Source organism: Kribbella sp. NPDC049227, assembly GCF_043197265.1.
In the GTDB taxonomy this organism is placed as follows: domain Bacteria; phylum Actinomycetota; class Actinomycetes; order Propionibacteriales; family Kribbellaceae; genus Kribbella.
This window is the reverse complement of sequence record NZ_JBICST010000003.1, coordinates 649244-662075: the sequence shown is the minus strand read 5'-3', so window position 1 is coordinate 662075 and position 12832 is coordinate 649244. Positions and strand designations below refer to the sequence as shown.

Below are 12832 nucleotides of genomic sequence, written 5' to 3'. Positions count from 1 at the left end.
ACCGCGCACTCGGGCCACTGCTCCGGCCGACGACCGCAGGTGGTCATGGGAGGGGGCGTTTGGCGGCGTTTCGCAGGCGGATGGCCCGGCCTACGTAATCGATGCCGGTGACAATCGTCACGATGACGGCTGCGGCCATCACCACCACGGCGGTCCAGTGGAGGATCGCCACCGACTGCCACGGAAGGAGGTAGAGGCCGAGAGCGATCGCCTGGAGGACGGTCTTCAGCTTGCCGCCGCGACTGGCGGGCATCACACCGTGCCGGATTACCCAGAATCGGAGGGCTGTGACACCCCACTCGCGGACCATGACGACCACGGTGACCCACCACGGGAGCTCGCCGAGGATGGACAGGCCGATGAAGGCCGCCCCGGTGAGTGCCTTGTCCGCGATCGGGTCGGCGATCTTGCCGAAGTTCGTGACCAGGTTCCACCGGCGGGCGATGTCGCCGTCGAAGCGGTCGGTGACGATCGCGACCACGAACGCGGCGGTTGCGAGCAACCGGTTGCCGTCTTCGGTGCCGCCGTCGCGAAGCAGCAGCCAGACGAAGAGCGGGACCAGGGCGAGCCGCAACACCGTGAGCGCGTTCGGCACGTTCCATGCGCTGGGCGCGTGGAGGTGGCCGGCGGCGCGCGGCGCCGGGTTCGGCGGGTTGGTCACGCGGTCAGGTTAGCTGCCCGACGGCGGTCCTGGGGGCTCACGAGTGCCGCGAACTCTGCGATCAGGTCCACACCGTCCGTCCCGACCACTTTCGCCGAGACAATGTCCCCGACGTTCACCCCGTCCGGAAGACCGATCACCGTCGTCGAACCGTCCACCTCGGGGCCCTGATGAGCCGCCCGCCCCTCACCCGACCGCCCGTCTGCCGGGTCGGCGCCGGCTTCGGCGTCGATGTCGGCTTCGGTGTCGGCGTCGGCTTCGACGTCGGTTTCGGTGTCGGTGACTGGGTCGACGGACTCGAGGAGGATCTCGAGGAGTTCGCCGACGCGGGACTCGGCGCGGGCAGAGGTGAGGTCCTCGGCGAGACGGGTGACGCGGTCGAGGCGGGCGGCGATGGTGTCCTCGTCGAGCTTGCCGTCGTACGTCTCGGCCTCGGTGCCGTCTTCGTCGGAGTACCCGAAGACGCCGATCGCGTCGAGGCCGGCACGGGAGAGGAAGTCGCACAGGATGTCGACGTCCTCCTCCGTCTCGCCGGGGAAGCCGACGATCACGTTGCTGCGGATGCCTGCCGTCGGTGCCGTGGCGCGGACCTGGGCGATCAGGTCCAGGAAGCGTTCGGCGTCACCGAAGCGGCGCATACGGCGCAGGAGCGGGCCGGAGGCGTGCTGGAAGGAGAGGTCGAAATACGGGACAACGCCGGGGGTCGACGTCATCGCGGTGATGAGGGTCGGGCGCATCTCCGCGGGCTGCAGGTAGGAGACCCGGACGCGGGCGATACCCGGAACTTCCGCGATCTCGCTGACCAGGGTCTCGAGCAGGCGGAGGTCGCCGAGGTCCTTGCCGTACGACGTGGAGTTCTCGGAGACGAGGAACAGTTCGCGGACGCCGTTCTCCGCGAGCCACTGGGCCTCGCCGAGCACCTCGGTCGGACGGCGGGAGACGAAGGCACCGCGGAACATCGGGATCGCACAGAACGCACAGCGGCGGTCGCACCCGGACGCCAGCTTCAGCGGTGCCATCGGTCCACCGTCCAGCCGGCGACGCACAACCCGCGGCCCGCTCGCCGGCGCCGACGCGAGATCCGGCGCGTCGATCGTCAACTCCTCGGGGGCAGTCGTGACGAAGCGTCCCTTGAGAGCCTGAGGTCCGTCGTCAGCTTCCTCCGACTCGCTGGACCGCACTGGCTTGAGTTCGGCCGGGATGTGGTCGCCGTGACCGGGGATGGCTACACCGGTGGTGGCGGCTCGGGCGGAGGGCGCCAGCGGGAGGAGTTTGCGGCGGTCGCGCGGGACGTGGGGCTGGTGCTTGGTGCCGGAGAGGATCGAGCGGAGGCGGTCGGAGATGTCCGCGTAGTCGTCGAAGCTGAGGACTGCGTCGGTTTCGGGAAGCGCGTCGGCGAGTTGTTCGCCGTACCGCTCGGCGAGACAGCCGACTGCGACGACGGCCTGGGTGCGGCCGGAGTCCTTGTAGTCAGCCGCGGCCAGGAGGGTGTCGACCGAGTCCTTCTTGGCGGCCTCGACGAAGCCACAGGTGTTCACCACCACGGTGTCCGCTTCGGCGGCGTCCTCGACGAGCCGGAAGCCGCCGGCTTCGAGACGGCCGGCGAGTTCCTCGGAGTCGACATCGTTGCGGGCACAGCCCAGCGTGACCAGGGCGACGGTGGTGGGTGGCGTAGTCATCCCCACGAGTATGACTCGCCGCGCAGTCCCCCACCTAACCAGCCATCACCTTCCGTACCGCCTGCACACCACACCGCACGCGCCAGTTCTGCCGGGCGGAACAGGCACCGAACGAGCGCACGGATCCGATCCCACCTCCGACATTCGAGCAGCCCGCACCGACAGCGGACCACGGGCGCCGGACCGCACCAACAGCGGAGCACGGGCGCCGGACCGCGCCGACAGCGGAGGACGCGGCGCCGAACCGCGGCAGCCTCGGCTACCAGTTCGAGGGAGTCAGCGGGATGACGCGCGCGGTTGGCGGCGTCACGACGACTTGAGGATGGTGCATCAGGACGACTTGAGGATGGTGCATCAGGACGACTTGAGGATGGTGCGTCAGGACGACTTGACGATGGTGCCGTCGGGTTTGACGGTGAAGCGGTAGAGGGTGGTTCGCAGGCGCTCGCCGTTCAGGCTCAGGACCAGGTTGGCGGGCACGCCGATGGAGACGCGGACGATGCCCTTGTTGGTGATGGTCTGGGTCACGCCGGGCCCGACCATCCCCTGGAAGAGGCGCTTGCCCTTGCTGTTCCGCAACGTGACGTACGAGCCATCGCCCTTCGCGGTCAGCACCAGCTTCACGTGAGTGGCGACCGGCTTCGGCGGCGGCTTGGGGGTGGCCTTCGGCGTCGGCGTGGGAGTCGGCTTCGGCGCGACCGGCGTGGTCACGGCCGGGGTGGTGCTGGCGGTCTTGGACGCGTTGGCCTCGATGTCGCTGGGCAGCGTGAAGAGGCGGACCATGCCCCAGCCCATCAGACCGACCAGGATCGCGCCGACCACAACCGCCCAGCGCGGGCGGGCCGGATGCAGCGAGGGCCGTTTGATCACGGCACGTTCCTCGCGGCGGGATTTCTCCTCCTCGACGGCGTGTTCGGCGTCGAAGGTCGCGAGCAGCGGCGCGGGGTCGGCCTTGACCACGCGAGCGATCGAGCGAATATGCCCGCGGGCGTAGAAGTTTCCACCGCAGCGAGAGAAGTCGTCGGCCTCCATGGCGACGAGCAGCCCGGTTCTGATCCGGGTAGCGGCACTCAGCTGCTCGATCGTCATGTCGGCCCGTTCGCGGGCCGCCGTGAGCTCGCTGCCGATGCTCACGTCCCCACCGTCCTCTCCATCGCCCGACTGGTTGCTCGGGCCGTCGATGTCGTCTTGATGTCGACGGCTAGGACCCTCGACATCAAGTCAACGGCCTTGGTACGACGGGGTCACGCCAGACTCAGAGTTGCTCCCTGACCGGACACCTGGCATCCGCCAGCATGTGCAGTGCCTGTACCACTTCCCCGTTCGACGGGCGTGCCGTCAACCCGAACGGTATCGCGAGTGACGAGCCGGTCAACCGCCGATTCGCATCAGTTGTCTTGCGACTGGAACTCGGCATCGCACCGAGGATGGGCCCAGGATCCTGTAAATGAACGGCAATCCGGCCGTCGTCGAGCGGATGGCGGCGCTTCAGCACCGTCACTTGGTCGATGTCCTCCCACCGGGTCCCGATCCATTCGTTGCCGATTCGCAACCGGATCCCGACATCGTCGGCGACCAGCATGTCCCCGACCGTCAACGCCCGCGCGCAGATCAGGGCGAGTACGGCGAAGGCCGCGGCCGCGATCCAGCGCAGTACACCGGTCGGACTGGTAGAGGCGGACGCGGCGAAGCCCACCGCGACGAGAGCCGCGCCGAGCGCCAGTCCCCCGTGCACCTTCTGGGAGGAACGGATGGTGAACGGCACCGGTCTGGGATCCGTGTCGAAGCGATCGGTCCGGGGCTGCGCACTAGCGGCGGTCACGTCACTCTCCTCGCAGGGTCGCGATGAAGTCCTCTAGATCGTCCGGCTTGACCAGTACGTCGCGCGCCTTGGACCCCTCGCTCGGTCCCACGACTCCGCGGCTTTCCAGGATGTCCATCAGGCGACCCGCCTTGGCGAAGCCGACGCGCAGCTTACGCTGCAACATCGACGTGGAGCCGAACTGCGTCGACACGATCAGCTCGGCCGCCTGCACGACCAGGTCGAGGTCGTCGCCGATCTCGTCGTCGAGATCCTTGCTCGGCCCGGCCACGGCGGTGACGTCCTCGCGGTACGTCGGTTCCAACTGCGTCTTGCAGTGCTCGACCACGCCGTGGATCTCGGACTCGGTGACCCAGGCACCCTGGATACGCATCGGCTTGCTGGCGCCCATCGGCAGGAACAGACCGTCACCCTGGCCGACCAGCTTCTCCGCACCCGGCTGGTCCAGGATGACGCGGCTGTCGGCCAGCGACGAGGTCGCGAACGCCAGCCGGGACGGGACGTTCGCCTTGATCAGACCGGTCACCACGTCCACCGACGGCCGCTGGGTCGCGAGCACCAGGTGGATGCCGGCCGCACGGGCCAGCTGCGTGATCCGGACGATCGAGTCCTCGACGTCGCGCGGCGCGACCATCATCAGGTCGGCCAGCTCGTCGACGATCACGAGCAGATAGGGGTACGGCGTCAGCACGCGCTCACTGCCTGGCGGTGGCTTCACCTTGCCGCCGCGGACCGCCTTGTTGAAGTCGTCGACGTGCCGGAACCCGAACGCGGCCAGGTCGTCATAGCGCATGTCCATCTCGCGGACGACCCACTGCAGCGCCTCGGCGGCCTTCTTGGCGTTGGTGATGATCGGGGTGATCAGGTGCGGGATGCCCTCGTAGCTGTTCAGCTCGACCCGCTTGGGGTCGACCAGGATCATCCGCACCTCGTCCGGCGTGGCCCTCATCAGGATCGAGGTGATCAGCGAGTTGACGAACACCGACTTGCCCGAGCCGGTCGCACCCGCGACCAGGAGGTGCGGCATCTTCGCCATGTTCGCGACCACGAAGCCGCCCTCGACGTCCTTGCCCAGCCCGGCCACCATCGGGTGGTGGTCGTTGCGGGCGGTCGCCGAGCGGATCACGTCGCCGAGGCTGACGATCTCCTTGTCGGTGTTCGGGATCTCGATGCCGATCGCGGACTTGCCCGGGATCGGCGACAAGATTCGCACGTCGGCCGAGGCCACCGCATAGGCGATGTTCTTCGACAGGGCGGTGACCTTCTCGACCTTCACCGCCGAGCCGAGCTCGACCTCGTAGCGGGTCACTGTCGGACCGCGGGTGTAGCCGGTGATCTGCGCGTCGATGCCGAACTGCTCGAACACCTCGGTCAGCCGGTCGACCACCTGGTCGGACGCCTTGGTCCGCGCCTTGTGCACCGAACCCGGCTTGAGCATCTGGCCGTCGGGCAGCGTGTAGGTGATGTCGCCGGACAGGCTGAGCTGCTCCACGCGCTGTGGGAGCGGCGTGTGCGGCGGGGGCTCGGGCGGCGCCTCCGGAGTCTTCTTCGAGGTGGCCACAGGGCCCGTGACCGCGGCAGCGGCCGCGGCGGCATCCGCGTCGACGTCGTACGCGTCGTCCTCCGGCGGCGGCGCGGCCTTCGCCTTGCGGCCCCGCTTGGAGATCTCCCGTCCCTCGAGCACCGGCGAGTCGTACGGCTTGATCGTCGGCTCCCCGTCCTCGTCGAGGCCGGCAGCCTTGGCCCGGCGCTCCTTGCGGGTCAGCCGCACGGTGTCGTCGGTCGGGGCCGCGGCGACGGACGGAGCGTCCTCGGGCAGCGCCGTACGTCCCATCAGTACGTCGAACGCCGCGCGAACGCGGAGCGGGATCGCATAGACCGGCGTCGCGGTGATGACGAGCGCACCGAAGATCGCGAGCAGGACCAGCAGCGGCGCGGCGACGTACTGCGTGAGCAGGTCCGACAGCAATGAGGAGACGACGTACCCGATCGCGCCGCCGGCGTCCTGCAGCGGCGCGTCGGCCGGGTTGCCGGGACGGGGCAGGCCGTTGGCGATGTGGACCAGGCCGAGTACGCCAAGCGAGACGGCGGTCCAGCCGATCACCTGACGTCCGGCCGGACCGTTGCGGTCCGGGTGACGCAGCGTGCGGACCGCGACGAACAGAAGCAACAGCGGCACGGCCCAGCCGAGCATGCCGACGCTGCCCCCGACGACGGTCCGGATGCCATGGCCGACCGCGCCCGGGAGGTCCCACCAGATGGCGGCGGCCACTACGACCGCCAGGCCGATCAGGAACATGCCGGCGCCGTCGCGGCGGTGCTCGGGGTCGAGGTCGCGGGCGCCGTGGCCGATGCCGCGAACCATGCTGCCGAGCAGGTGCGCGATGCCGATCCAGATCTTCACGACACCGCGGCCGACAGCGATCATGGCGGCCGCGAACGGGCCCGCTCCGCCGTTTTTGGGCGTACTGGTCCGCGCGGCGGAGGATCCACCGCGCTTCGCGCTCTGCCCACGCTTCTGGGCGCCTGACGGACGGGAGCGTCCACCAGCAGCCGAACGTGCCGTACTCGGCCGTTTGGCTGCCGACTTCTGCGCCCGCGCCGGGGAAGACGTGCGGGTCGCCATATCTAGCAGGCTACCCCGATTACCTCTCGAGTCCCACGTGTCACACGCCGATCACGCTGCCCCATCCGTAGCGTCACAGCGCCGCCACACGGCGGCGGAGCCGGAAGAGGTGCCAGAGGACGACGTACCAGACGAGCGCCGCCAGGCACCCGGAGGCGACTCCCGTCAGCATCGACCGGGCGGCAGCCTCGCCGACGAGGTCCGCCCTGCTCAGCTGAACGACGGCTCCGGCCAGGCCGATGAGCACCATCGCGGCCAGTACGACGTACCGGACCCACGACGGGACGTGGTCATGCGTCGCGACGGGCTGTACGTCGACCCGGCGGTACCAGCGGTAGAGCCAGACGGCGAGGATCAGGCAGCCGCCGACGGTGCTCACGTACTGCAGGATGCGGTTGACGTCCCACGCGCCAGTCACCTGCGCCGTGAAGAACGAGTGGTAGCGGCGGACGAAGTAGCCGTCGTAGTGGGTGAACGAGTCCCAGAGGACGTGCGTCAGGGCGCCGATCACCGCGGACACGACCGTCCACAGCAAGACAGCCGTCGAGGGCACACGCAAGGCGGGGGTGGGCAGGCGGGCTGCCAGACCGGACGGAGCCAGGGCAAGCAACGGCCGCTTCACCACAACCTGGAAGGCCAGAAGCAGGATCAAAGCCAGGAGCGGGTCCAGCCAGAGGCCTGACGAGAGCTTGTGCGTGAGGGTCAGGGTGAAGTTGCCGTTGATCCCTTGCGTGGCGAAGCGGTAGATCGGGTCGAGGTACAAGAGGTCGGGCGCCACCGCACCTGCCACCAGGGCCGACGCCACCAGAGGACGTCGGACCAGGGGCAGGACGGCTGCGGGATGCGCGAGGGTGAACGGCACGCCCCGCAGCCTAGGAAGACCAGAGGTCAGAAGGTGGGCCAGCTTCCAGCCAGCGGCTGCTGGCCGACGCCGGGTGCCTTCCAGTTGCAGACACCGTTGGGGAATGCCTGCCGCAGCGAATCCCACTGAGCTGGAGTGAACGGCACCTTGTAGTCCGACGGCGTCAGCGGGTGGAGCCGGCACTTGATGATGTCGTTGGCAACGGATGCCCCGGCCACCTGCCGCGGCGACGGCCACACCGGGTACAAGGCGTTGCACCGGGTCGTACCGATGCCGTTGACCTGCGTCTCGACAATCTTCTCGCCCTGCGGGCTCCAGCAGGCTTCCGCCAATGACGTCGGCTTGTTGCGCAGCAACCGCGCGTGCGGCGAGCCGGGCCGGGTGTCGGCGTCCGTGGCGTCCATCCAGTGGTCCAGCGCCGTCAGTGCGTCAGCCAGCACCGGATTCGTCGTACTGAATCCGCCGGGAGCGTCGCCGGCCTGCACCAGCATCACCTGATTGGCCGCATCACCGTTGGCCTTGCGCAGCCGCTCCCGCAGCGAGAACGAGTGGAAGATCAGGTGGATGTCGCCGTTCGGCAACTCGTCCCAGTACTGCCGGTAGTCGATGATCGGCGTACTCGCCAGTCCCCCGCCACCGTTGATCAGTTGCCCGGTCCGGTACGCCGTACTGATCGCCGCCGGATCCGCGACAGTCCGGGCCGGGACGAAGTTCGCGTCGGTGTCGAAGCCGCCGACCGCCCGGTTCAGGTCGAGGAACTGGTCCGCGGTGATCTTGCCGGAGTTCAGCGCGTCCAGGCCGTACTGGATGCCGACGTTGTCCAGCGGACGTCGCGCCGCGCCGGTCGCCGGATACTTGCCCCAGACGTTCACCTGGTGGTCGTAGACGTCACAGCGCGCTCCGCCGGGGTTCGTCACCGGGTCGTACCGCTGCTCCACCGGAAGTTGCCCAGGGCAATAGACCCGCGGATCGATGCGGCGCCCGGCGCCGGCCAGGTTGGCGATCGTGCCGACCTTGCCGAAGCCCGCCGCGGCCCGCTTCTGCTCGTCGGTCCAGCCGGTCGCGGACCGGAAGTAGTGGTCCAGCAGCAGCGCGTCCGTGATCGTGTGCAGCGTCGCGAACCCGACCTCGGGGAACACGCAGGACGCGACGATGCCGTCCAGCAGCCCCGGGTAGTCGTCGGCGATCTGGAACACCTGGTACGACCCACCCGAGCAGCCCCAACCGACGGTCTGCCGCGGTACGCCGATGGTCTCGGCGATGTGCTCCCGCGTCATCGACATCGTCTCGGCCGCGAGCACACCGTTGCAGTTCACACCGAAAACGTTCAGGCTCGACGACGCGACGGCGTACCCGCGACCGAGCATCAGGTCGTCGTTGATGCCGCCGGTGCCGCTGCCCTGCTGGTACCAGCCGCCCGGGCAGCCGCCGCCGAAGGTGTAGATGAGCCGGCCGTTCCAGCCGGTCGGCGCGTGCCGCACGTCCGGCTCGCCTGCCGCCGGGTCGTGCAGTACGGCGTACTCGTAGATGGACCGATTGATCACGCCGGTCTCGACCCGGACGATGTACGGCACGGTCCGGCCGTCCGAGGTGGTCGTGGTCGCGAGGTCCGCGGGCCGATCCGGGGGCAGCACCTTCAGCGAGCGATCGATCGTGGACCGGTACAGGTAGTCGACCCGGGTCGGCACCGAGCAGTTCGCGTCCGTCGGCGGTCCGAGCTTGACCTTCGCGAGCGTGGTGAAGTCGGCGGTCCCACAGATGTACGGCGTCTCGTGCGGACCGGCCAGCATCGGACCGGTGCGCGGGTGGTTCGTGACCACCAGTCGTTCGCGGTCGGCCGTGATCGTGTTGCGGCCGTCCACGAGGCCGTCGACCAGGCCGGTCAGGTGATCACCGGTCCGGGCGAAGGCGTCGGTGACATCGCGCCCGTCCAGCCGGACGGTGAGGCGGTCGAGGTGCGGGCCATAGACCCCGACCAGTACGTTGCCGTCGCTGACCATGTCCGGTCGTGGCGACGAGAGCACCTCCAGCCGGACACCGGCGGCGTGCGCGGGCACCGCGAGCAGGCTGGAGAGTAGGGCGATCAGGAGCAGAACGAGGGCGGTCGGTCGCTTCATGCGACGAGTCGATCACAGCGCGATGCAGACCGGAAGGGTCAAGGCAATCGATTTCCAGATTGCAGTGGACCACTCGGGCACTAAGCGCCGGTGGTGCCGTCCAGTTGCTCACGGACGAGGTCGGCGTGACCGCAATGCCGCGCGTACTCCCCGATGAGATGGATGTAGATCATCCGCAGCGTCGACTCGGTACCGCCGAAAGTGAAGCGATCGTCGAGCGACCGCCCGGCGACCGCGTCGTCGGACAGCTTCCACTCCGCGATCAGACCGTCGTACGCCGTCTGCGCCTCTGCCGGATCGATCAGTTCGAAGTCGGCGTCCTTGCCCAGCTCGGGCGCGAACAGCGGCTCGGCCGGCGAATCGCCGGCGAAGTGGATGCGGAACCAGATGCGCTCGACCTTGGTCAGATGCCGGATCAGTCCCAGCAGCGAGAGGTTCGACGGCGGTGACGGCCGCTCGGCCAACTGCTCCGCCGTCAGACCGGCGCACTTGAACAGCAGCGTGGTGCGGTAGAAGTTCAGATACCCCTGCAGCAGGTCGCGTTCCGGCGCGGTCAGCGAGCCGTCGGGCCGGTCTACCTCAGGTGCTGTCCACTCCGTCGTCATGGCTCCTATCCAACACCAGCCTCCAGGTAGCGCAGCCCCTGCTTCATCCACTCGCGCGGATTGGTGTCGAGCCGCTCCGCCCAGGCCGGTTCGGTCTCGCCGCGCAGCCACGCGTACCGCGCGAGTGCGTAGCCGTACATCGCCTCGGTCAGGTAGCCGAGCTTGGAGGTCCTGTAGTGGGTATGGGTCCGGTAGAACTCGAAGGACGCGTTCGCGCTGAAGATCCCGAAGCCGACGAAGACCGTGAACAGGTCGGTCAGCGGCTCGCCGTCGCGCCGGTCCGGATCGATCCGGTCCTCGCCGAGAAGCCGCTCGTGGCCGAGCTCGTGGACCATGGTCGCGACCAGGGCCACCGGCCGCTGCGCCTGCTTCATGTCCACCGTCACCACAGTGAGGCCGTCGCGCTGACGCCAGTGCGCCGCCGCACCGGACGACTCGGAGTTCAGGCCCAGATTCGCGACGAGCTCGTCGGGCTCGTCCGGCTCGAGGTCCAGCCGGACTCGGTCCGCCGGCACCTCCACGTGATCACACAACTTCCGGAACACCGCCCGTACGTCGTCCTCCGAACCGGTGTACCCGGCCGGGAACCACGACTCCTCGGGAACCACCACCGGCCGGCGCAGGAGCTCGTCACCGAACTCGGCGACGAACCAGTCGAGGTTCTCCTCGATCCAGAGTTGCTCCACGCTCCGGACCGGACAGATCGGCTTCCTCCACCACATCCCCACCACCTCCCGCCCGGTCGGACGCAACAGCCGCGCGAATGGTTGCGGTCCGGACCGCTGTCTCAACATGTGTGCGGCATTCTCACATTGCGAGATTAGGCTGGCGTCGATCGCGGCCCGTTCGTTACCGTTCTCGGCAGGTCATGAGTGCCAGCGTCAAGCCCCGGCTTGCTGGCCGGCAACCCTCCTCCGCGGTGGGGTGCCCCGGGTGAAGACCGGGCCGTGCGGATACCCCGTTCGGCAAGCGCGGACTTCCCGGGAGCAGCACCATGTCGATCCTCTCCATCCTCGAGCCTGCCAGTACGACGACCCCGCGGCCGACGGTCGCCCGGCTCTCCACCGGCAGCGTCCCGGCCACCGTCGGCTCGGACCTCCTGGTCCCCTTGGCCGACGGCCGGGTGACGGACTACGCGAACTTCGACCACGGGGCCAGCGCGCCGTGTCTGGAGTCGGTCCGCGCCAGTGTCGAGGCCGCACTGCCTTCGTACGCGTCGGTGCATCGCGGCAACGGCTACGCCTCCCGCATCACCACGCAGTGGTACGAGCAGGCCCGCGCCGAGGTGCATGCCTTCGTCGGCGCCCGTGCGGACGACCAGGTGATCTTCACCCGGCAGACCACCGACGCACTCAACCTGCTGGCGCACGTCGTGCCGGCGGACGCGACGGTGATCGTCTTCGAGTCCGAGCACCATGCCGCGCTCCTCCCCTGGCCGGCCGAGCGGACTGTCCGCCTCGCCGCGCCGAGCTCCCCGACCGAGGCCGTGACGAACGTCGCGGACGCGCTCCGGGCCGCGCCCGAAGGCCCGCGGCTGGTCGTGGTCACGGGCGCATCGAACGTCACCGGTGAGATCTTCCCGATCGCCGAGATCACCGCAGTCGCCAAGGCCCACGGAGCCAGGGTCTGCCTGGACGCCGCCCAGCTCGCGCCGCACCGAGCCGTTGACATCGAGAAGCTGGACGTCGACTGGGTCGCGCTGTCCGGCCACAAGCTCTACGCCCCGTACGGCGCCGGTGCGCTCATCGGCCGCGCGGACTGGTTCGACGCCGCCGACCCCTACCTGTACGGCGGCGGCGCCACGACCGCAGTCACCGGCGACACCGTGGTCTGGGCTACCGGCCCGGCACGCCACGAGGGCGGCTCCCCCAACGTCATCGGCGCGATCGCACTGGCCTCCGCGTGTGCCGCGATCACCAAGCACCGCGACGCCATCGAGCAGCACGAGCGCAGTCTGCTGGCCCGGCTCCGCACCGGTCTCGCCCAGCTCTCCGGCGTCACGACGTACTCGATCTTCGCTGAGGACGCGGACCGCGTCGGCACCGTCTGCTTCACGATCGCCGGGCTGAACTCGACGCTCGTGTCGGCGGCGCTCAGTGCGGAGTACGGGATCGGTGTGCGCGACGGCAAGTTCTGCGCCCACCCTCTCGTCGGGCACCTGCTCGCCGGCTCCCCCGAGCACGGCACCGCCGTACGGGCGAGCCTCGGTCTCGGTACGACGCGTGAGCACGTGGACCGTCTCGTCAACGCCGTACGGACGCTCGCGACGAGCGGACCGCGGACGGAGTACGAGGACACCGCCCACGGCTGTCAGCCCGTCGACGACCCGCGCGACCTCCAGGCCCCGCGGATCTGGTGACCCGGCCCTCCCACTGCTCGGGAGGACGATCTACACGGTGAGCAGCCAACGCCGTAGGTCCCGAAGCCGTCGCTCTCGAACCGGACAGTCAGTGCCGGCGC

The 12832-nt window shown here is 69.1% G+C and carries 10 protein-coding genes and 1 riboswitch; of the genes, 1 reads left to right on the top strand and 9 read right to left on the bottom strand.

The annotated features are described in order from the left end of the window. Positions 1 to 43: 43 nt before the first annotated feature. The 9 genes from pgsA to ACGFH6_RS15310 all read right to left on the bottom strand — a co-directional run bounded on the left by pgsA (position 44) and on the right by ACGFH6_RS15310 (position 11094). Positions 44 to 661, bottom strand: coding sequence for a CDP-diacylglycerol--glycerol-3-phosphate 3-phosphatidyltransferase (gene pgsA, locus ACGFH6_RS15350; protein WP_393384052.1), 618 nt, complete (start codon positions 659 to 661; stop codon positions 44 to 46). Next, positions 658 to 2340, bottom strand: coding sequence for a MiaB/RimO family radical SAM methylthiotransferase (locus ACGFH6_RS15345; RefSeq protein WP_393384050.1), 1683 nt, complete (start codon positions 2338 to 2340; stop codon positions 658 to 660). Before ACGFH6_RS15345 ends, pgsA begins: the two co-directional genes overlap by 4 nt. A gap of 378 nt (positions 2341 to 2718) precedes the next feature. After that, positions 2719 to 3474, bottom strand: a complete 756-nt coding sequence (locus tag ACGFH6_RS15340; RefSeq protein ID WP_393384048.1) for a helix-turn-helix domain-containing protein — start codon at positions 3472 to 3474, stop codon at positions 2719 to 2721. 121 nt (positions 3475 to 3595) lie between these two features. Further along, positions 3596 to 4162: a hypothetical protein gene (locus tag ACGFH6_RS15335; protein ID WP_393384046.1), complete on the bottom strand. Its 567-nt coding sequence runs from the start codon at positions 4160 to 4162 to the stop codon at positions 3596 to 3598. A gap of 1 nt (position 4163) precedes the next feature. After that, complete coding sequence (locus ACGFH6_RS15330; protein ID WP_393384044.1) at positions 4164 to 6788, bottom strand: DNA translocase FtsK 4TM domain-containing protein; 2625 nt, start codon at positions 6786 to 6788, stop codon at positions 4164 to 4166. Between the two features lie 73 nt (positions 6789 to 6861). Next, the gene (locus tag ACGFH6_RS15325; RefSeq protein ID WP_393384042.1) at positions 6862 to 7650 is read right to left on the bottom strand and encodes a DUF4184 family protein; all 789 of its coding nucleotides are present in this window, start codon (positions 7648 to 7650) and stop codon (positions 6862 to 6864) included. 26 nt (positions 7651 to 7676) lie between these two features. After that, positions 7677 to 9767 carry a DUF6351 family protein gene (locus ACGFH6_RS15320; RefSeq protein WP_393384040.1) on the bottom strand — a complete coding sequence of 697 codons (2091 nt, stop codon included), beginning with the start codon at positions 9765 to 9767 and terminating at the stop codon, positions 7677 to 7679. 80 nt (positions 9768 to 9847) lie between these two features. Beyond that, positions 9848 to 10372, bottom strand: a complete 525-nt coding sequence (locus tag ACGFH6_RS15315) for a DinB family protein (RefSeq protein WP_393384038.1) — start codon at positions 10370 to 10372, stop codon at positions 9848 to 9850. 5 nt (positions 10373 to 10377) lie between these two features. Beyond that, entirely contained in the window at positions 10378 to 11094 is a 717-nt protein-coding gene (locus ACGFH6_RS15310) for a hypothetical protein (RefSeq protein ID WP_393384036.1), read from the bottom strand. Positions 11095 to 11236: 142 nt separating this feature from the next. Continuing rightward, positions 11237 to 11350: riboswitch (SAM riboswitch) on the top strand. A 16-nt stretch (positions 11351 to 11366) separates the two neighbouring features. On the opposite strand from ACGFH6_RS15310, the gene ACGFH6_RS15305 reads away from it, so the two are divergent. Continuing rightward, positions 11367 to 12731, top strand: a complete 1365-nt coding sequence (locus ACGFH6_RS15305; RefSeq protein WP_393384034.1) for an aminotransferase class V-fold PLP-dependent enzyme — start codon at positions 11367 to 11369, stop codon at positions 12729 to 12731. The last annotated feature ends 101 nt before the right edge of the window (positions 12732 to 12832 follow it).